Consider the following 18191-nt stretch of genomic DNA (forward strand, 5'->3'; position numbering starts at 1 on the left):
CCAACTCAGCGGTGCAGCCACATGCGGATCGCAAGCAGCAATTGATCGGTGTTGACGGGTTTGGCGAGGTAATCGGACGCGCCGGCTTCAAGGCACTTTTCCCGGTCACCCTTCATCGCCTTGGCGGTCAGCGCGATGATCGGAAGGCGGGCGAAGGCAGGGTTTTCGCGAATGACGCCGATGGTCTGGTAGCCATCCATCTGCGGCATCATGATGTCCATCAGAACGATGGCGATCTCCGGATTGGATTCGACCAGGGTGACGGCTTCACTGCCGGTCGTGGCGGTCAGCACCTTCATGCCGCGCCGTTCCAGCACGCTCGACAGCGCGAAGATGTTGCGGGCGTCGTCGTCGACGAGAAGCGCGGTCTTGCCGATCAAATCCTCGTCGGAACTGTTCAGCTTCTCCAGCATGCGCTGCTTCTCGACCGGAAGCTCCGTGATCACGCGGTGCAGGAACAGCGCGGTCTCGTCGAGCAGGCGCTCGGGCGATTCCACGCCCTTGACCACGATGCTGCGCGCCATGGTGTGGAGTTCCGCATCCTCCTCCGCCGAGAGTTCGCGGCCGGTGAAGACCACGACCGGAACGTTGGACAGCGCCTCATCGTTGCGGATCTGGTCCAGCACCTCGAAGCCGCTCATATCGGGCAGCCTGAGGTCGAGCACCACGCAGTCGCAGGGCGCCTCGCGCAGCGTCGACAGCGCGCCGGCGCCGGTGTCGGTGGTCACGATCTCGATGTCGTCGTGGTGCAGCAGCTCGCGGATCGAAAGCTGCTCGGCCTCGTTGTCCTCGACGATCAGGAGCCGCTTGCGCCTGGGACGCGCATATTCCTTGATCTGCGTCAGCGCCGCCGAGACGCCTTCGGTCGTCGTCGGCTTGTTGACGAAGGAGAACGCGCCACGGGCCAGCGCATGCTGGCGGTCCTCGTCGAGCGTGATGATCTGCACGGGGATGTGGCGCGTCAGCGGATTGTGCTTGAGCTGGCTCAGCACGGTCCAGCCGAGCATGTCAGGCAGGAACACGTCGAGCGAGACTGCTCTCGGCTGGTACTGCTTGGCAAGCTCCAGCGCCTCGGCGCCGCGGCCGGCGACCAGGACCTTGAATCCCTTGTCGCGCGCGAGGTCGACCAGCACACGTGCATAATGCGGGTCGTCCTCGACGATCAGGAGGATGCTGTCGCCAGGCTCGAGGTTGAGCCGGTCGTCGGGAAGCTGCTCGATGACGCGCTGCTGCTCCGGCGCGGCCGGCTGCAGCGCCGGCGGCTGGTTGTATTGCTGCGGCGCCGGTGCGGCGCGCGGCGCGAGCGTCGGGCCGGAATATTTGAGCGGCAGATACAGCGTGAACGACGAGCCCTTGCCTGGCGAGCTGCGCAGATGAATCTCGCCGCCGAGCAGGCTTGCCAATTCGCGACTGATCGCAAGCCCAAGGCCGGTGCCGCCATATTTCCGGCTGGTGCCGGCGTCGGCCTGCTGGAACGCCTCGAAGATCAGCTTCTGCTTCTCCAGGGGAATGCCGATGCCGGTGTCGGACACTTCGAACGCGATCACCGCCGGCGCGGAGTTCAGTACCGGATGATCCGTTCCCCAGCCGCCGACCGCGGCGGCGACATTGAGGCGCACCTCGCCTTCGGCGGTGAACTTGAAGGCGTTGGAGAGCAGGTTCTTCAGCACCTGTTGCAGGCGCTTGGAGTCGGTGACGATGCTGCGTGGGAGGGCCGGATCGACGTCGATCTTGAATGACAGATTGCGGTTGTCCGCCTCATGCCGGAACGGCCGTCCGACGGTCTCCAGCAGGTTCGCGGTAAGGATTTCCTCGGCGTCGACCGTCACCGTGCCGGATTCGATCTTGGACAGATCCAGAATGTCGCTGATCAGATTGAGCAGGTCGGTGCCGGCGCCGTGGATGGTGCGGGCGAATTCGACCTGCTTGGCCGAGAGGTTGCCGTCCGGATTGTCGGTGAGCTGCTGTCCCAGGATCAGGATCGAGTTCAGCGGCGTGCGCAGCTCGTGGCTCATATTGGCGAGGAATTCGGACTTGTACTTCGAGGTCAGCGCGAGCTCGGTCGCCTTTTCCTCGAGGGCGCGGCGGGCCTGCTCGATCTCCTGGTTCTTGCGCTCGACCTCGACGTTGCGCTCGGCGAGCTGCTGTGCCTTCTGTTCGAGCTGGTCGTTGGTCTGCTGCAATTCGCGCTGCTGGGTCTGGAGTTCGCCGGCAAGCTGCTGCGACTGCTTGAGCAGGCCTTCGGTCTGCATGGTCGCTTCGATCGAATTGAGCACGATGCCGATGGAGTCGGTGAGCTGCTCCAGGAAAGTCATCTGCGAGGTCGTGAAGGAGACGAGCGAGGCGAGCTCGATCACGGCCTTGACCTGGCCCTCGAACAGCACCGGTAGCACGACGAGGTTCTTCGGCGCGACCCGGAACAGCGCCGAGTTGATCGGCACCGCGTCGGACGGAATGTCGGCGACCACGCGCGGCCGCTTGTCGAGCGCGCACTGGCCGATCAAGCCGTCGCCGAACTGCAGCACGCGCTGATACGGGTAGATGCCGTCACTGGCATAGGAGGCCAGCAGCAGGAGCTGCGGATTGTCCTCGCTCTCGACCTGGTAGATCACGCCGGTATGGGCGTTCACCAGCGGCGACAGCTCGGTGAGCAGCAGCCGGCCCACCGTGGTGAGGTCGCGCTGGCCTTGCAGCATGTTGGTGAATTTGGCGAGGTTGGTCTTCAGCCAGTCCTGCTCGGTGTTCACGTCCGTCGTGAGACGGAGGTTCGTGATCATCGTGTTGATGTTGTCTTTCAGCTCGGCGAGCTCGCCGCGGGCGTCGACCTGGATCGACCGCGTCAGATCGCCTTTGGTCACGGCGGTCGCGACTTCCGCGATCGCGCGCACCTGCGAGGTGAGGTTGGCCGCGAGCAGGTTGACGTTACCAGTGAGGTCCTTCCAGGTGCCGGCGGCGCGGGGCACGTCGGCCTGGCCGCCGAGCCGGCCTTCGACGCCGACCTCGCGTGCCACTGACGTCACCTGGTCGGCGAAGGTCGCGAGCGTCTCGGTCATGTTGTTGATGGTATCGGCGAGAGCGGCAACTTCGCCCTTGGATTTCACAGTGAGGTTCTGCTTGAGGTCGCCGTTGGCGACCGCGGTCACAACCTTGACGATGCCGCGGACCTGCTCGGTCAGGTTCGCCGCCATGAAGTTGACGGTGTCGGTGAGATCCTTCCAGGTGCCGGCGACGCCGGGCACCTGGGCCTGGCCGCCGAGCTCGCCCTCGGTGCCGACCTCGCGCGCCACGCGCGTGACTTCGCCGGCGAAGGCGTTGAGCTGGTCCACCATGGTGTTGATGGTGTTCTTCAGCTCGAGGATTTCGCCCTTCACGTCGACGGTGATCTTGCGGGACAAGTCACCGCGCGCGACCGCCGTGGTCACTTCGGCGATGTTGCGGACCTGGGTGGTGAGGTTCGCCGCCAGCAGGTTGACGTTGTCGGTCAGATCCTTCCAGGTGCCGCCGACGCCGGGCACGACGGCCTGACCGCCGAGCCGGCCTTCGGTGCCGACCTCGCGCGCCACGCGCGTCACTTCGGCGGCGAAGGAGCGCAGCTGCTCGACCATGGTGTTCAAGGTGTCCTTGAGCAGCAGGATCTCGCCGCGCACGTCCACCGTGATCTTCTTCGACAGGTCGCCGCCGGCGATCGCGGTCGCGACCTCCGCGATGTTGCGGACCTGGGCCGTGAGGTTCGAGGCCATGAAGTTGACGTTGTCGGTGAGGTCCTTCCAGGTGCCGGCGACGCCGGGCACTTCGGCCTGGCCGCCGAGCTTGCCTTCGGTGCCGACCTCGCGCGCCACGCGCGTCACTTCGCCGGCAAAGCCGTTGAGCTGGTCCACCATGGTGTTGATGGTGTTCTTCAGCTCGAGGATTTCGCCCTTCACGTCGACGGTGATCTTGCGCGACAGGTCGCCGCGCGCCACGGCGGTGGTCACTTCGGCGATGTTGCGGACCTGGGCGGTGAGGTTGCCGGCCATCGAGTTCACGGAGTCGGTCAAGTCCTTCCAGGTGCCGGCGACGCCCGGCACGTTGGCCTGGCCGCCGAGGCGGCCTTCGGTGCCGACCTCGCGCGCCACGCGCGTCACCTCGCCCGCGAAGCGGTTGAGCTGGTCGACCATCGTGTTCAGCGTGTCCTTGAGCTGAAGGATCTCGCCGCGCACGTCCACGGTGATCTTGCGCGACAGGTCGCCGCCGGCGATCGCGGTCGCGACTTCGGCGATGTTGCGGACCTGGGCGGTGAGGTTGCCCGCCATCGAGTTCACGGAGTCGGTCAAGTCCTTCCAGGTGCCGGCAACGCCGGGCACGCCGGCCTGGCCGCCGAGCTTGCCGTCGGTGCCGACCTCGCGGGCGACGCGCGTGACTTCGCCGGCGAAGGCGTTGAGCTGGTCGACCATGGTGTTGAGCGTTTCCTTCAGCTGAAGGATTTCGCCCGACACGTTCACCGTGATCTTCTTCGACAGATCGCCCTTGGCGACCGCGGTCGCGACCTCGGCGATGTTGCGGACCTGGCCGGTGAGGTTCGAGGCCATCGAGTTGACGCTGTCGGTGAGGTCCTTCCAGGTGCCGCCGACGCCGCGCACGACGGCCTGGCCGCCGAGCTTGCCTTCGGTGCCGACCTCGCGCGCGACGCGCGTGACCTCGCCGGCGAAGGCGTTGAGCTGGTCCACCATGGTGTTGATGGTGTCCTTCAGCTCCAGGATCTCGCCGCGCACGTCCACCGTGATCTTCTTCGACAGGTCGCCGCCGGCGACCGCGGTGGTCACTTCGGCGATGTTGCGGACCTGGGCAGTCAGGTTCGACGCCATCGAGTTGACGCTTTCGGTGAGGTCCTTCCAGGTGCCGGCGACGCCGAGCACGTTGGCCTGGCCGCCGAGCCGGCCCTCGGTGCCGACCTCGCGTGCGACGCGCGTCACTTCGCCGGCAAAGGCGTTGAGCTGGTCGACCATGGTGTTGAGCGTCTCCTTCAGCTGAAGGATTTCGCCCGAGACGTTCACCGTGATCTTCTTCGAGAGGTCGCCGCTCGCGATGGCGGTGGCGACGTCGGCGATGTTGCGGACCTGCGCGGTCAGGTTCGAGGCCATGAAGTTGACGTTGTCGGTGAGGTCCTTCCAGGTGCCAGCGACGCCAGGCACCTGCGCCTGGCCGCCGAGCTTGCCTTCGGTGCCGACCTCGCGCGCCACGCGGGTCACTTCCGAGGCGAACGAGTTGAGCTGGTCCACCATGGTGTTGATGGTGTCCTTCAGCTCCAGGATCTCGCCGCGCACGTCCACCGTGATCTTGCGCGAGAGGTCGCCGCGCGCCACGGCGGTGGTGACGTTGGCGATGTTGCGGACCTGCGCGGTCAGGTTGCCGCACATCGCGTTGACGGAGTCGGTCAGGTCCTTCCAGGTGCCGGCGACGCCGGGCACGATCGCCTGGCCGCCGAGCTTGCCGTCGGTGCCGACCTCGCGCGCCACGCGCGTCACTTCGGAGGCGAAGGAGCGGAGCTGGTCCACCATCGTGTTGATGGCTTCCTTGAGCTGAAGGATCTCGCCGCGGACGTCGACCGTGATCTTCTTGGAGAGGTCGCCGTTGGCGACCGCGATCGTCACCTCGGCGATGTTGCGAACCTGGTTGGTCAGGTTGTTCGCCATCGAGTTGACGCTCTCGGTAAGGTCCTTCCAGACGCCGGTCACCTCAGGCACCTGGGCCTGGCCGCCGAGCTTGCCTTCGGTGCCGACCTCGCGCGCCACGCGCGTCACCTCGGAGGTGAACACGCCGAGCTGCTTGATCATGGTGTTGACGATGGTCGCCGACTGCAGGAATTCGCCCCGGAGCGGACGGCCATCGACGTCGAGCTTGACGGTCTGAAGCAGGTCGCCTTGCGCCACCGCGGCGACCGCACGCGTCACCTCGCGGGTCGGCCACAGCAGGTCGTCGATCAGCGTGTTGACGGAGCCTTCCATATCGGCCCAGGAGCCGGAGGCGAGGCCGAATTTCACGCGCTGGCGCGTCTTGCCTTCGCGGCCGACCACCTGGCCGACCAGCTCGAGCTGCTGCGCCATGCGCTGGTTGGCGGCGATGATTTCATTAAAAGTGTCGGCGATCTTGCCGTCGATGCCGAGATAGTCGCCGCTCATCCGGACGGAGAAATCGCCGCTGCGCATGGCCTGCAGGGCGAGCAGCAATTCGGCCCGGGAATCCGGATCCGATACACCGTTGGGTTTTGGCTTTGGGACGCGACGACCGGACCGTGATGCAGATCCGGGATCGAGGTCGCTCATACTGATTCCCCCGCAGGTGTCGGCCGAATCCACGGCAAGACGCAATTGTCAAAATAGAGCGTCAGCCAAATTCGAAATCAAGCGCCAACGTGTGACGCGAGGTATGGAACCTGTCTTGCTCAGCCCGACGGCAATAACCGCAATCCGCTGAATTGGTTCCATTGGGGTTCAAAAAAGAAACGGCATCGGCGACCCGCCCCATTGTCGGTCCCCGGAAGGCCCCTTCGGAACGGAGCGCCGAGCCTCGCGGTTAGCCCCAAAACAGGGAGAAGGGATATGAAAGCAGGACTTGCTGCGATCGTCGTCATGCTGTTTGCCGGGTCAGCCTTGGCGCAGGGCGGGGCGCCCAGCGGCCGGGGCTCGATGACCGGCGATCCCGCCGCCAGTTCGGCCAATCCAAAGGCAGATTCCCCGACGACGGGGACAGCGACCCGGTCGAACCCCAGCGGAAGCGGCACCTCATCTTCGGGCGGCAAGGATGACAATGGCGATGCGGGTCGGGACAAGATGCCGGAGAGCGATCGCACCGTGCGGCCGGAGAGCCAGCAACACCATCCGAACTCCAAGTAAGGAGGCTACTTGTCCGCCATCGTACGCTGGGCGTCCTTGACCTGCGCGCGAAGTAACGGAAGCTGCTCGCGCGCGAAGGCTGCCAGCGTAGTGTTGTCGGGCGCCTTCAGGTAGCTTTCGAGCAGCTTGATGGCCGATTCGTATTCCGGAATCTGCGAGGCATAGAAGCTTCGGACGTAAGTCGGTCCGTCCGAGGTTTCGGGCTCGATCAGGCTGGCGCCGACGGACGTCGTCTTGCCGACGCGCGGCTCCGCGCCGATCGCCTCCTGGATCTGCTTCAGCGCCTTGTCGCGCTTGGCAGCTTCCTCGGCACGCAAGGCGGCGAGGTTCTTGACCTCGGCGTTGCCCTTCAGATCGGTGCTCTCCAGGAGGCCCTGCTGGAAGCGGCTGAAATCATAGAGGCCGCTGATGACGTCGGTTGCGCTCGGAGGGCGGTCGCCAGACTTTCGTTCACCGGTGCTGTCGGCAAGCGCGGCGGTGCTGATGAATGCCAGGACGATCGCGACAGCAACTCGCATCGATATCAAACAGCGAATCGCGTGCGAAGTTCCCTGAACATTACGATCCGGAAAGCGGGTTGCGACGCGAGAGTTCCGTCCCCACGTCTTCAACATGAAACAGTCTGACATCTTCAGGGATAATGCCGACAACTGTCTTCAGCTCGCTGAGCGCGCCGAGGGACAACCTGCCCACAAGCGTTTTTCGCGCATGGCGGACGCCTGGACGGCGCTCGCTCACGAGCAGGATTGGCTTGATGGCGAAATTCCGCCCGTCGTGGTCCGTTTCCCTCAAAAGCAGGATGCGTGAGGGCCCTCTCTTCGTGAATCCGCGTGTGAGACCGCTCACGGAACACAAGTGACCAATCGAGGATGATCCGGGAATAGTCGATCGCGTTGGTTTTCGTTTCCAGAAGGAGGTTTTGTGATGGCTCCACGTCTGGCTCTTCTTTCACTCATTCTCGCCTTTGGTGTCTCGGTTGCGTTCGCGACGGTGACGACGGTGCGCCAGGTTCATCTGGAGAAGGCATCGGCTCCAATCCACGCGGCGCACAGCTAGCGCCGCGCCGGAACATTCGACGCCGTAGTGCGTAACCGCTTCGACACATCAGGAGAGGCGAAGCACATCATGGCCCATTCCGACCACGGCATCGTCAAGGACAAACGGGCGGAGGAGCAGCCGCGCGATAAGGAGCGCGCTCAGTCCGTGCACAAGGCGGATCCGCAAAAGGCGGGTTCGAAAGGCTCACCGTCGCGAGAGGCGACGCGCGATCCCAAGCTGAACGACAACAGCAAGACCCCGGGCTCGGGCATGACGCCGGACGATTCCGGCGACGCGCCGAGCGGCTAAAGCATGATCCGGAGAAGCGCGCAGCGGTCTTCCGGAAAGGATTATGCCTAAACAACAATCTAAAGCGCGATGACGATTCATCCTCATCGCGTCGCGCTTTAGACGCAACGGATTAGCGCGAGGAACAAATCCTCGCGCGAGGCGTCGACAGGTTGCTTCCGGTTGTCATGCCCCCGGTGCGCCGGAAGCAATCTCCAAGGACGGCCCTGGCACCCACCGTGCCGGGGTCGTTCGCTTATGGACGGTTCTTGCGAGTCAGCCCCCGGTGCCGTTCTCGGGATCTTCCTGCGTATGTCCGTCGGGTCCGCGCCCGAACACGCCAAAGCTGCTCGACTTCACACCCGCGGCTGCGTCGACGCCGACGGCGGCCAGTCCGAACTTGAGCAGTTCGCGGACCGCTGCCGCTCGGGTCGGCATGCGATGCTTGAACCGGAAATCGTCAACGGCGGCCAACTCGTCCGGCGAGAGCATGACCTGAAGGCGCTCGGCGCGAAGGTCGTTCATGGTCGATCACGCAATTGAGTAGGTTGAGTAGGTTACTCAACAAACTAACTTGGCGGGAGTTCCACAAGAGTCGAAAAAGACGCCAAATGAGTAGGAAAATATAGCAAAATCAATAGGTTATTATTGAAACGACTTTGGCGGTGGCGCATTCTCTTGGAAAGGGAGAGAAGCCATGACGGACGAAGTCAGGTTGCCCCGAAAGCTTTCCGAAGAGCCGGAAGCCCCCAAGCCGGTGCGTCCCAGCCACCAGAAGGTCATCGAACAAGTCGAGCGCTGGGCCAACAGCCCGGGGCTGCAGCCACCGAGGACGGAAGATGCGAAGACGATCTGAGCCACATACATTCGAGCAGCGTCTCAGGGCGCAGAAGCTGCGGCTCGAGCACGAACTGTCGGGCCTGCCGGACGGCCGCCAGCGTGACGTTATTCTGGCGCGCATCGATCAGCTTCAGACGGCCGCCGAAATGTATGGATTTCTGATGCTACGGGAAGAGGCCGCGGCCCCTCGCTGATGGCCCCATGCGTTCGGTCTGCGTGGTGCGCGAGGTAATGCGAAGCTTTCGCCGCAGCCACCACGCCGACACCGACACGGCCGCGCATACCAGGATGGCGGCGACGAATGCGCCGATCACGGTTGTCGAAACCACGACGTAAAAGACTGCAGCAAATGCCGCCAGGCCGATGCTTCCAAGGCCGGCACCGGCGGCATCGAGCGCCGCGGCCTGCTGCCCGCGCCTGTCTCCGCTGAGGCCGGCCTTTTCCTTGGCGCGGCGCTCATGGCTTTCGATCAGCGTTGCGCTGGCGCAGAAGATGGCGGGGAGCGCGAGGAAGAGGCCGCCGACGGAGACGCCGAAACCTGTGGTCACGGCCCCCGCGAGGACGGTCGCCAGTCCGCCGAGCAGAAAGCGGATACCATACTCGTACCACCGCGTCTGTTTGAGCGCCGATGTAGACAGTTTGACCAGCATCAGGCAGCACCTCCGAAACCCGCGAGCAGAGCGAAGGCGACGACGAGCCATGCGGCAAAAGCGAGGGTGGTGGCTGGCAGAGCGGAGAAGTGAAACCTCATCAGGAGATGGCAGACGACGAGGCTGTAGCAGCCGAGTGCGATGGCACCATAGATCATCGTCCAGCTTTCGGCGGCGACATATCGCGGGCCGTACTGGACGACGGCTATGCTGAGGGTGGCCAGCGCGACCGACGGCGCCGCGCCGAGCAGGCCGGCAAAGCTCTTCGGTCGCAGCATGTCGCCCAGGATCGCGAAGACAGAGACGATCAGGCCGCCGGCGATGAAGCGCAGGAGATATTCGGTCATGACCGGACCCGCGAGGCTTTAGGCCGCCGTTTCGCCAGCGTGAACGGCCTGAACAGTCGCTCGACGGCGACGCCAAGCGTAAAGCCCGCCACCACATCGCTGGCCCAATGCGCGAGCACCACGACGCGCGTCAACGATAGCACCACGGCAAGGGCGCGGACCGCCCGACGCCGGGCAGGCGGCAACAGGCCGGCCGCCGAGGCGAGAGCGCCCATATGCACGGCGTGACCGGAGGGAAATGCGTCGCGGGATCGCCCCGAGAAGGGGACGCCCCGCCAATGGCCGGTGACGGTCAGCCGGTCCGGCCTGGTCTGATCGAACACGGACTTCAGAACATGCGGCAGTATGGCCGTCGCCAGCGAGACCATCAGAACGTGATCTGCAACGGGACGCTGCTGCGGGTGCCGCAGCCGGGTGTAGAGCCATCCCGCAGCGGCCAGCGCGATGAGCACATGCTCGTCGGCCCCCCAGGTCAATATCTGGGTGGTATGCTCGAGCCCCGAGTTGGTGTTGTGTGCGATCTCGTTCGCGATCGCCGTATCGATCCGGGTGGGTTTGACTGTTACGAGCGCCATCGGTGAGCCGGCGATATTTCCTCCATGACAGATTTGTAAAAGCTTGGAGACAAAGATGGTTCCTGAGCTCCAGCGAGCGTCCCAGCTCTGCTAAGGCTGCCCCGATCCACCCGCCGCCCCGTAAACCTGGCCGGTCGCATAGCTGGCGTCGGCGGCGGCAAGCTGCACGTAGATCGAGGCGAGCTCGACCGGCTGGCCGGGGCGGCCGAGCGGCGTCATGCCGCCGAATTTTTCGAGCTTCTCCATCGTGGCGCCGCCGGAGACCTGAAGCGGCGTCCAGATCGGCCCGGGCGCCACGCCGTTGACGCGGATGCCCTTCGACGCCAGCTGCTTGGCCAGTGCCTTCACATAGTTCATCGTCGCTGCCTTGGTCTGCGCATAATCGTAGAGATCGGGCGAGGGATCGTAAGCCTGCTCGGAGGTCGTGCCGATGATGCAGGATCCGGGCTTGAGATGCGGCAGCGCCGCCTTGATGATCCAGAATGGCGCGTAGATGTTGGTCTTCATGGTCGCGTCGAAGTCCTCCGAGGAGACGTCGAGGATGGAGGCGCGCGCCTGCTGCCGGGCGGCATTGTTGACGATGATGTCGAGACCGCCAAGACCTTGCACGGTCTGCTCGACCAGCCTTTTGCAGAACGCTTCCTCCTGGAGATCGCCGGGGATCGCCAGCCCGGTGCGACCTTCCTTCTTGATCAGCGCGATCACCTCCTGCGCATCCGGCTCTTCCGCCGCCAGGTAATTGATGGCGACGTCGGCGCCTTCACGCGCATACGCAATGGCGGCGGCGCGGCCCATGCCGGAATCGCCGCCGGTGATCAGCGCCTTGCGGCCGGCGAGCCGACCGGAGCCCTTGTAGCTGGTCTCGCCATGGTCCGGCCGCGGCTCCATCTTGCCGGCGAGGCCCGGCCAGGGCTGCGACTGCTTTTTGAACGGCGGCTTCGGAAAGCGGCCGACGGGATCGATCAGCGGCTGCTCGGCCATGTGCGGATCTCCTTTCGCGGTCGAAGACGCCAGCGTGCCGCGGCGAGCGACATGCTCGCGGCGCGAACGACGTGCCGGCTGGATATTGGGGGCCTGTCCTGCTGGGCCACGATGCTCTCCGCGACGTCCGTGATCGCAACGCGCGGGAGCCAGGCATCGTTGCTGGGACGCAGAGGACGCCGGCCAAGCCGGCGCCCGCGTTCGAGGTTACTTCGTCTGGCCGACGCTCGGCGCCTTGCCGAGCTCCTTGGCCATGTCGAGATGGTGCTTGAGCGCCGGCAGAGTCTTGCCGGCCCAATCCTTCAGCGTGGAATTGTCGCCGCCCTTGGCGTAGCGCTCGAACAGCGACACGGCATCCTCGTGGGCGCTCACCTGATAGGAGTTGTAGTCCGAGCTGAAGTCCTTGCCATTCGCACTCTTGAGCTTGTCGAGCTTGCTCTGGTGCGAGCTGTCGAGCGCCGTCGGCAGGGTCGCCTGCACCTTGCCGTCACCGACGAGGCCCTTGAGCTCGGTGCTGGTCTTGGTGTGGTCGGTCACCATCTGTTGCGCGAAGCTCTTCTCCTGCGCGTTGCCCTTTTGCGTGGCAAGCTTGCTCGACTCGATCTCGAACATGTCGCTGATGGCGACCTGCTTGACGAAGTCGGCAGTCGTTGGCGCGACGCCGAGCGCCGAATTGACGCCGGTCTTCTCGCCCAGCGACTGGGCGATCGCGGGCCCGGCGACAAGCACGCAGGCAAGGGCGATGATGGCACGCTTCATGGTTCGGTCCCTCCGAGTGGGGCGCGCGGCCTCTTGCCGCGCGGTGTTGCGCCGATCAACACGTCGCATGCGCCGAGGTTCCTAGCGACTAACCCGTCGGATTCCGCCCGGTGCGCGGATTGATCGGATCGGTCGGTTTGCGTCGAAGCCGCTCGGGCAGAAACGGCTCGGCGGGGGCGGCCGTGGCGTCGGCACGCACATCGGCATGGTGCTGCGCGCGCTCGTGCGGAGTCTTGTTGTCGTTGAAATGGTATTTCACGTCGACGCCGTCGACGGGATCGTTGACGCCGTGCTGGATGTCGCGAAAGTCGCTCATGGTTGACCTCATTGCTTTCCGGGCAGGATCGTTTCGAGCACCTGCCGCGCTGCTCCCTTGATCATCCCGCTTTCGTTCGGATCACCCTTCAAGAGGGCGAGCGAGAAGTTCTTGGCCTGCTGAAGCGTGATATGCGGCGGCAGCGGCGGCACTTCGGGATCGGTCTTCACCTCCAGCACGACGGGCATCTCGCTTCCCAGCGCCTGCTCCCAGGCCGAGCCGAGCAGCTGTGGGCTGTCGACGAAGATGCCACGCAGGCCGATGAGCTCGGCGAAGCGTGAATAGGAGACGTCGGGAATGCGCTGCGAGGCTTCGAATTTCGGATCGCCGTTGATGATGCGCTGCTCCCACGTCACCTGGTTGAGGTCCTCGTTGTTGAAGACGCAAACGATGAAGCGCGGATCGCGCCAGGAGCGCCAGTATTTCGCAGCGGTAATCAATTCGGCCATGTTGTTCATCTGCATCGCGCCGTCGCCGACGAGGGCAATCACCGGACGGTCCGGATGGGCGTACTTCGCGGCGAGCGCATAGGGCACCGCGGCGCCCATCGAGGCGAGGCCGCCGGAGAGCGAGGCGATCATGCCACGCCGCATCTTCAGGTCGCGGGCGAACCAGTTGGCGCAGGAGCCGGAATCGCTGGTGATGATCGCGCGGTCGGGCAGGCGCGGGGACAATTCCCAGGCGACGAGCTGCGGATTGACCGGCGCTGCCGGCTGATGTGCCCGGCCATCCAGCGTCTTCCACCATGTCGTGACGTCGTCTTCGATACCCTGGCGCCAGGCGCCGTCGCTCTTGGGTTTCAGCCGCGGCAACAGAGCGCGCAACGTCTCGGCGGCGTCGCCCACGAGGCCGACCTCCATGGGAAAGCGGATCGACATCATGCCGGCGTCGATGTCGATCTGCACGCCCCGCGCCGCGCCTTCCTTCGGCAGGAACTCGGCATAGGGGAAGGCCGAGCCGACCATCAGCAGCGTGTCGCATTCCATCATCATGTTGTAGCTGGGCTCGGTGCCGAGCAGGCCGATCGAGCCGGTGACCCACGGCAGGTCGTCGGGCAGCGCTGCCTTGCCGAGCAGCGCCTTGGCGCAGCCGGCCGAGAGCCGGTCAGCGACGGCGATCACCTCGTCGGTGGCGCCAAGCGCGCCGGCGCCGACGAGCATCGCGACCTTCTTGCCGGCATTCAGAACTTCCGCGGCGCGATCGAGATCGGCCTCACGTGGCATGATGCTGGGCGCGCTGTAACCAATGCCGGAATGCAGCGTGCCGTGTGCACGTGGGGGGCTCTCGAAAGCTTCTTCCTGCAGGTCGTTGGGCAGGATGATCACGGTCGGGGTCCGCCGCGCCAGCGCGATCCGCACCGCTCGGTCGATCAGGTGTCGCACTTGCGCGGGCGAGGATGCCTGCATGACGTAGGCGCCGGCGACGTCCTTGAACATCGAGAGAAGGTCGAGCTCCTGCTGATAGTGTCCGCCGAGAGCGTTGCGGGCCTGCTGGCCGACAATCGCCAGCACCGGCTGGTGATCGAGCAGCGCATCGTAGAGCCCGGTGATGAGATGCGAGGCACCTGGGCCCGAGGTCGCGATGCAGACGCCGAGCTGCCCTGAGAATTTTGCGTAGGCGCTGGCCATGAATGCCGCCATCTCCTCGTGCCGCGCCTGCACGAAGCCGATCTCTTCTTCCTTGCCTTGGGCCCGGCTCATCGCGCCGAACACGCCGTTGATGCCGTCGCCGGGATAGCCGAAGATGTGTCGCACGCCCCATTGATGCAGACGCTGGACGATGAAGTCGGAGACGGTCTGGGACATCGCGGGTGGCTCTCGGTTGTGCGTGAAGTTCAGAGAACGGCTCCTTCCCTGCGATGTTCCTGGCCCGCTTCCGGGAACATCTGCGCCGGAACGATCGCTTGCTCATCCGGTTGATTCATATTGGCTGAGTGGAGGATTAAGATGCTGAATCAAGGCGAGCTGGGCCGCAGCGAGATGGGACGGCTGATCGGCAGCGACAAGGTCGAGGGAACGTCGGTCTACGGCGCCGACCGCAACCGGATCGGTTCGATCGAACGCGTGATGATCGACAAGGTCAGCGGCAGGGTGTCTTACGCCGTGCTCGGCTTCGGCGGATTCCTGGGCCTCGGCAACGACCACTATCCGTTGCCCTGGCAGTCGCTGAAATACGACACGGAGCTTGGCGGGTATGTCACCGGCATCACCACCAAGGAACTGGAAGGGGCCCCGAAATATGGCGAACGAAGCGATTGGAACTGGGGTGATGACGCAGCTGTGCGCGGCATCAACTCCTATTACGGTGTTCCCTTCGCTTGACGTTCCCGGAAAGGGAGATCGATGAGCAAGGAACGGCCCAACGACGATCCCCGGCAGCAGAACGACTGGGGTTCGCACCGGCAGACGGACAAGCCCTGGAAGGGCAATCCGGAGAAGGAGCAGGGATCCGACGAGGAGAAGCCCGATCTCGAGAAATGGCACGAGACGAAGACGCACTGAGACAGGCGGCTTCCCGTGAGACGTCAGAGACGAGCGCGGCACGCAACTGTGCCGCGCTTCCTTTTTGAGCAGGCATTCACGAATGGCGGCGGGCCTCTCGCGATGCGGAACCATGCTTCGGTGCTGCGGTTAGGCTCGCGGCGGGCGAGGCGGCTCGTTGCCACCTGCCGCCGGTTGAGTCCCGAGAAAGGTGTTGGCCGTGGATGCTCAAACCCGGGAGCGTGGGCCGTCCGCGGAGCAGCCGCAGAGGGCGAAGGAAGCTCCAAAAACGCCTCCCGATCATCCAAGCGAGACCAGTCAGCCGGCGAAGGCGCCGTCGCTGCGAGACCGTTTTCGTCAGCATTGGCTGCTGGCAACCGCCGGCGCCTTCGTGCTGATCGCCGCGCTCGTTGGCGGTCTGCTCTATTGGCTCGAGGCGCGCCACTATGAATCCACCGACGATGCCTTCGTCGCCGCGCGCAGCTTTTCGGTGGCCTCGAAGGTCGGCGGCTATGTGACCGACATCCCGGTGACGGACAACCAGCACGTCAGTGCGGGCGATCTCCTCGCCAGGATCGACGAGCGCGACTACCGTATCGCCATCGATCAGGCCAATGCGCAGCTTGCCAGCGCCAAGGCGAACGTCGCCAACGTCGAGGCGCAGATCGATTCGCAGCAGGAGCAGATCAAGCAGGCCCAGGCGCAGCTCGAACAGGCGCAGGCTCAGCTGCAATTCTCGCAAGAGGAGTTCAAGCGCGCCGAGGATCTCGTCGAGAAGGGGGCCGGCACCGTGCAGCGCCAGCAGCAGACCCGTTCCGACCTTCAGGCGCAGCAGGCCAACACCGAGCGCGCCAAGACCGCGGTGACCTCGGCGCAACTCGGCATCAAGACGCTGCAAGCCCAGCTCGAAGGCGCCAAGGCTCAGCTTGAGCAGTCGCAGGCTCAGCTCGATCAAGCCAAGCTGAACTTGCAGTACACCAACGTCGTCGCGGCGCAATCGGGCCGTGTCGTCAAGCTCTCGGGCGCCAAGGGCACCTTCGTCACGGCGGGGCAGAGCCTGATGATGTTTGTGCCCGACGAGGTCTGGATCGTCGCCAACTACAAGGAGACGCAGCTGAACGACATGCGTCCGGGCCAGCCGGTCGAGATCCGCATCGATGCCTATCCCGGCCGCAAGCTCACCGGCCATGTCGATTCCGTGCAGCCGGGCTCCGGCACCGCGTTCAGCCTGCTGCCGGCGGAGAACGCGACCGGCAACTACGTCAAGGTGGTGCAGCGCGTGCCGGTGAAGATCGTGGTCGACAACTGGCCGGCCGATCTGCCGGTCGGTCCCGGCATGTCGGTCGTGCCCTGGACCAGGGTGCGATGACGGACGCTGCGCAAGGCGGCGCATCCGCAGGCGGCTGGTCGCCGGAGCGCTCCGCGGCCGGCGGGCATAATCCCTATTTGATCGCCTTCGTGGTCTCGATCGCGACCTTCATGGAGGTGCTCGACACCACCATCGCCAATGTCGCGCTTCGCCACATCGCCGGTGGGCTCGCGGTTGGCATCGACGAGAGCACCTACGTCATCACCAGCTATCTCGTCGCCAACGCGATCGTGCTGTCGATCTCGGGCTGGCTGTCGACGGTGATCGGCCGCAAGCGCTTCTACATGATATGCGTCGCGATCTTCTCGATCGCATCGCTGCTGTGCGGCTTCGCCTGGAATCTGCAATCGCTGGTGCTGTTCCGCATCCTGCAGGGCCTCGGCGGCGGCGGCATGGCCACCAGCGAGCAGGCGATCCTCGCCGACTCCTTCCCGCCGCACAAGCGCGGCCAGGCTTTCGCCATCTACGGCGTCGCCGTCGTGGTCGCGCCGGTGATCGGTCCGACGCTCGGCGGCTGGATCACCGATACCTACAGCTGGCACTGGGTGTTCCTGATCAACGTGCCGATGGGACTGCTCTCGCTGTTCCTGGTCGGTACGCTGGTCAAGGAGCCGTCGGACGCGGAGGAGGAGAGGGAGAAGCTGCTGAGCAAGGGCCTGCGCGTCGACTATGTCGGCTTCCTGCTGGTCGCGATCGGGCTCGGCTCGCTCGAATTCGTCCTCGACGAGGGTCAGCGCAACGACTGGTTCGGGTCGAACATGATCGTCGTCTTCGCGGTGCTGGCCGCGATCTCGCTGCTCGCGCTGATCCCGTGGGAGCTGACGCGGGAAGATCCGATCGTCGATCTTCGCTTGCTCGGCCGGCGCCAGTTCGCCGCCTGCTTCCTGGTGATGCTCGGCACGGGCGCGGTGCTGATCTCGACCACCCAGCTGCTGCCGCAACTGCTCCAGACCGAGCTGAACTACACGGCGATGCTGGCCGGCCTCGCGCTGTCGCCCGGCGGCATCGCGACCCTGGTGCTGATGCCGGTGGTCGGCCGCCTCGTCAGCACGGTGCAGCCGAAATATCTGATCATGTTCGGCGCTGCCATCGTCGCGTTCTCGATGTGGCATCTCACCGGGCTCACCGGCGACATCACCTATGGCTATGCGGCGCTGTCGCGCATCTTCCTCGCGCTGGGCCTGCCCTTCCTGTTCCTGCCGGTGACGACAGCGTCATATGACGGCGTTCCGCCTGACAAGACCAACCAGGCCTCTGCGCTGATCAACGTCGCCCGCAACATCGGCGGATCCATGGGCGTCGCGCTGGCGCAGACGGTTCTGGCGCAGCGCCAGCAATTCCACCAGAGCCGACTGATCGAGCACGCCGCGCCATCAGACCTCGGCTATCAGCAGACCATCGACGCGATGACGCGCTACTTCCAGGCGCAAGGGTCGAATGCGAGCGATGCCGCGTCACAGGCGCTCGCCTGGGTCGGCCGCACCTTGCAGCAGCAGGTTGATCTGCTCGCCTATATCGACGTGTTCTGGACGCTGGCGATCATTGCGGTGCTGATGATCCCCACGGCGGCGGTGCTGCGGCCGATCAAGCTGGGCGCGCCGGCGCGGGGACATTGAGAGTATGCACTGTGGCTTGGTCTTACCGCGATTGACGCTGTCTCCCCGTCACCCTGAGGT

At 64.8% G+C, this 18191-nt stretch carries 20 protein-coding genes; 10 read left to right on the forward strand and 10 right to left on the reverse strand.

The features are described from left to right. Positions 1-5: 5 nt before the first annotated feature. On the reverse strand, positions 6-6302 hold the full coding sequence (locus tag GGD65_RS33775; RefSeq protein ID WP_018321742.1) for a HAMP domain-containing protein: 6297 nt from the start codon (positions 6300-6302) through the stop codon (positions 6-8). 276 nt (positions 6303-6578) lie between these two features. On the opposite strand from GGD65_RS33775, the gene GGD65_RS33780 reads away from it, so the two are divergent. Continuing rightward, positions 6579-6872 (forward strand): hypothetical protein, encoded by a 294-nt coding sequence (locus GGD65_RS33780; RefSeq protein WP_183238058.1) that lies wholly within the window; start codon positions 6579-6581, stop codon positions 6870-6872. A 5-nt stretch (positions 6873-6877) separates the two neighbouring features. On the opposite strand, the gene GGD65_RS33785 is transcribed toward GGD65_RS33780, so the two are convergent. Further along, entirely contained in the window at positions 6878-7390 is a 513-nt protein-coding gene (locus GGD65_RS33785; RefSeq protein ID WP_183238059.1) for a DUF4142 domain-containing protein, read from the reverse strand. A 94-nt stretch (positions 7391-7484) separates the two neighbouring features. On the opposite strand from GGD65_RS33785, the gene GGD65_RS33790 reads away from it, so the two are divergent. From GGD65_RS33790 to GGD65_RS33795, 3 genes are all read left to right on the forward strand, one after another. Next, complete coding sequence (locus GGD65_RS33790) at positions 7485-7679, forward strand: hypothetical protein (protein ID WP_092262557.1); 195 nt, start codon at positions 7485-7487, stop codon at positions 7677-7679. Between the two features lie 117 nt (positions 7680-7796). Continuing rightward, the gene (locus GGD65_RS40880; RefSeq protein WP_256375115.1) at positions 7797-7928 is read left to right on the forward strand and encodes a hypothetical protein; all 132 of its coding nucleotides are present in this window, start codon (positions 7797-7799) and stop codon (positions 7926-7928) included. A 69-nt stretch (positions 7929-7997) separates the two neighbouring features. Then, positions 7998-8219 (forward strand): hypothetical protein, encoded by a 222-nt coding sequence (locus GGD65_RS33795; protein WP_179735292.1) that lies wholly within the window; start codon positions 7998-8000, stop codon positions 8217-8219. 255 nt (positions 8220-8474) lie between these two features. On the opposite strand, the gene GGD65_RS33800 is transcribed toward GGD65_RS33795, so the two are convergent. Next, positions 8475-8723 (reverse strand): hypothetical protein, encoded by a 249-nt coding sequence (locus GGD65_RS33800; protein ID WP_018321737.1) that lies wholly within the window; start codon positions 8721-8723, stop codon positions 8475-8477. A 172-nt stretch (positions 8724-8895) separates the two neighbouring features. Between GGD65_RS33800 and GGD65_RS33805 the strand changes: the two genes are divergently transcribed. Both GGD65_RS33805 and GGD65_RS33810 read left to right on the forward strand, forming a co-directional pair. Then, positions 8896-9054, forward strand: a complete 159-nt coding sequence (locus GGD65_RS33805; RefSeq protein ID WP_018321736.1) for a hypothetical protein — start codon at positions 8896-8898, stop codon at positions 9052-9054. Further along, entirely contained in the window at positions 9038-9232 is a 195-nt protein-coding gene (locus GGD65_RS33810) for a hypothetical protein (protein WP_183238060.1), read from the forward strand. The genes GGD65_RS33805 and GGD65_RS33810 overlap by 17 nt, the downstream gene beginning before the upstream one ends. Here the strand turns inward: GGD65_RS33810 and GGD65_RS33815 are convergent. The 7 genes from GGD65_RS33815 to GGD65_RS33845 all read right to left on the reverse strand — a co-directional run bounded on the left by GGD65_RS33815 (position 9203) and on the right by GGD65_RS33845 (position 14471). After that, on the reverse strand, positions 9203-9688 hold the full coding sequence (locus tag GGD65_RS33815; RefSeq protein WP_183238061.1) for a hypothetical protein: 486 nt from the start codon (positions 9686-9688) through the stop codon (positions 9203-9205). The genes GGD65_RS33810 and GGD65_RS33815 overlap by 30 nt on opposite strands. After that, positions 9688-10035 (reverse strand): DUF3147 family protein, encoded by a 348-nt coding sequence (locus GGD65_RS33820; protein ID WP_183238062.1) that lies wholly within the window; start codon positions 10033-10035, stop codon positions 9688-9690. Before GGD65_RS33820 ends, GGD65_RS33815 begins: the two co-directional genes overlap by 1 nt. Beyond that, complete coding sequence (locus tag GGD65_RS33825) at positions 10032-10610, reverse strand: phosphatase PAP2 family protein (RefSeq protein WP_092262575.1); 579 nt, start codon at positions 10608-10610, stop codon at positions 10032-10034. Before GGD65_RS33825 ends, GGD65_RS33820 begins: the two co-directional genes overlap by 4 nt. A gap of 90 nt (positions 10611-10700) precedes the next feature. Then, positions 10701-11591, reverse strand: coding sequence for an SDR family oxidoreductase (locus GGD65_RS33830; protein WP_183238063.1), 891 nt, complete (start codon positions 11589-11591; stop codon positions 10701-10703). A gap of 207 nt (positions 11592-11798) precedes the next feature. Continuing rightward, positions 11799-12350 (reverse strand): DUF4142 domain-containing protein, encoded by a 552-nt coding sequence (locus GGD65_RS33835; RefSeq protein ID WP_018321731.1) that lies wholly within the window; start codon positions 12348-12350, stop codon positions 11799-11801. A gap of 88 nt (positions 12351-12438) precedes the next feature. After that, positions 12439-12666: a hypothetical protein gene (locus GGD65_RS33840; protein WP_183238064.1), complete on the reverse strand. Its 228-nt coding sequence runs from the start codon at positions 12664-12666 to the stop codon at positions 12439-12441. A gap of 8 nt (positions 12667-12674) precedes the next feature. Then, positions 12675-14471 carry a thiamine pyrophosphate-requiring protein gene (locus GGD65_RS33845; RefSeq protein WP_018321729.1) on the reverse strand — a complete coding sequence of 599 codons (1797 nt, stop codon included), beginning with the start codon at positions 14469-14471 and terminating at the stop codon, positions 12675-12677. A gap of 141 nt (positions 14472-14612) precedes the next feature. Between GGD65_RS33845 and GGD65_RS33850 the strand changes: the two genes are divergently transcribed. The 4 genes from GGD65_RS33850 (at position 14613) to GGD65_RS33865 (ending at position 18131) form a co-directional block, all read left to right on the forward strand. Beyond that, entirely contained in the window at positions 14613-14987 is a 375-nt protein-coding gene (locus tag GGD65_RS33850) for a PRC-barrel domain-containing protein (protein ID WP_028144036.1), read from the forward strand. Between the two features lie 21 nt (positions 14988-15008). Continuing rightward, on the forward strand, positions 15009-15167 hold the full coding sequence (locus tag GGD65_RS33855) for a hypothetical protein (RefSeq protein ID WP_018321727.1): 159 nt from the start codon (positions 15009-15011) through the stop codon (positions 15165-15167). 199 nt (positions 15168-15366) lie between these two features. Next, complete coding sequence (locus tag GGD65_RS33860; RefSeq protein ID WP_183238065.1) at positions 15367-16515, forward strand: HlyD family secretion protein; 1149 nt, start codon at positions 15367-15369, stop codon at positions 16513-16515. Then, on the forward strand, positions 16512-18131 hold the full coding sequence (locus GGD65_RS33865; protein ID WP_183238066.1) for a DHA2 family efflux MFS transporter permease subunit: 1620 nt from the start codon (positions 16512-16514) through the stop codon (positions 18129-18131). Before GGD65_RS33860 ends, GGD65_RS33865 begins: the two co-directional genes overlap by 4 nt. Positions 18132-18191 lie beyond the last annotated feature (60 nt).

It is taken from the genome of Bradyrhizobium sp. CIR18, from assembly GCF_014198295.1.
Taxonomy (GTDB): domain Bacteria; phylum Pseudomonadota; class Alphaproteobacteria; order Rhizobiales; family Xanthobacteraceae; genus Bradyrhizobium.

What these genes read in the sequence shown, in the direction of transcription:
- GGD65_RS33830 (WP_183238063.1), bottom strand. Translation starts at nt 11,591, where the DNA reads ATGGCCGAGCAGCCGCTGATCGATCCCGTCGGCCGCTTTCCGAAGCCG.
- GGD65_RS33840 (WP_183238064.1), bottom strand. Translation starts at nt 12,666, where the DNA reads ATGAGCGACTTTCGCGACATCCAGCACGGCGTCAACGATCCCGTCGAC.
- GGD65_RS33850 (WP_028144036.1), top strand. Translation starts at nt 14,613, where the DNA reads ATGCTGAATCAAGGCGAGCTGGGCCGCAGCGAGATGGGACGGCTGATC.
- GGD65_RS33815 (WP_183238061.1), bottom strand. Translation starts at nt 9,688, where the DNA reads ATGCTGGTCAAACTGTCTACATCGGCGCTCAAACAGACGCGGTGGTAC.
- GGD65_RS33800 (WP_018321737.1), bottom strand. Translation starts at nt 8,723, where the DNA reads ATGAACGACCTTCGCGCCGAGCGCCTTCAGGTCATGCTCTCGCCGGAC.
- GGD65_RS33775 (WP_018321742.1), bottom strand. Translation starts at nt 6,302, where the DNA reads ATGAGCGACCTCGATCCCGGATCTGCATCACGGTCCGGTCGTCGCGTC.
- GGD65_RS33835 (WP_018321731.1), bottom strand. Translation starts at nt 12,350, where the DNA reads ATGAAGCGTGCCATCATCGCCCTTGCCTGCGTGCTTGTCGCCGGGCCC.
- GGD65_RS33795 (WP_179735292.1), top strand. Translation starts at nt 7,998, where the DNA reads ATGGCCCATTCCGACCACGGCATCGTCAAGGACAAACGGGCGGAGGAG.
- GGD65_RS33780 (WP_183238058.1), top strand. Translation starts at nt 6,579, where the DNA reads ATGAAAGCAGGACTTGCTGCGATCGTCGTCATGCTGTTTGCCGGGTCA.
- GGD65_RS33820 (WP_183238062.1), bottom strand. Translation starts at nt 10,035, where the DNA reads ATGACCGAATATCTCCTGCGCTTCATCGCCGGCGGCCTGATCGTCTCT.
- GGD65_RS33790 (WP_092262557.1), top strand. Translation starts at nt 7,485, where the DNA reads ATGAAACAGTCTGACATCTTCAGGGATAATGCCGACAACTGTCTTCAG.
- GGD65_RS33785 (WP_183238059.1), bottom strand. Translation starts at nt 7,390, where the DNA reads ATGCGAGTTGCTGTCGCGATCGTCCTGGCATTCATCAGCACCGCCGCG.
- GGD65_RS33865 (WP_183238066.1), top strand. Translation starts at nt 16,512, where the DNA reads ATGACGGACGCTGCGCAAGGCGGCGCATCCGCAGGCGGCTGGTCGCCG.
- GGD65_RS33855 (WP_018321727.1), top strand. Translation starts at nt 15,009, where the DNA reads ATGAGCAAGGAACGGCCCAACGACGATCCCCGGCAGCAGAACGACTGG.
- GGD65_RS40880 (WP_256375115.1), top strand. Translation starts at nt 7,797, where the DNA reads ATGGCTCCACGTCTGGCTCTTCTTTCACTCATTCTCGCCTTTGGTGTC.
- GGD65_RS33810 (WP_183238060.1), top strand. Translation starts at nt 9,038, where the DNA reads ATGCGAAGACGATCTGAGCCACATACATTCGAGCAGCGTCTCAGGGCG.
- GGD65_RS33845 (WP_018321729.1), bottom strand. Translation starts at nt 14,471, where the DNA reads ATGTCCCAGACCGTCTCCGACTTCATCGTCCAGCGTCTGCATCAATGG.
- GGD65_RS33825 (WP_092262575.1), bottom strand. Translation starts at nt 10,610, where the DNA reads ATGGCGCTCGTAACAGTCAAACCCACCCGGATCGATACGGCGATCGCG.
- GGD65_RS33805 (WP_018321736.1), top strand. Translation starts at nt 8,896, where the DNA reads ATGACGGACGAAGTCAGGTTGCCCCGAAAGCTTTCCGAAGAGCCGGAA.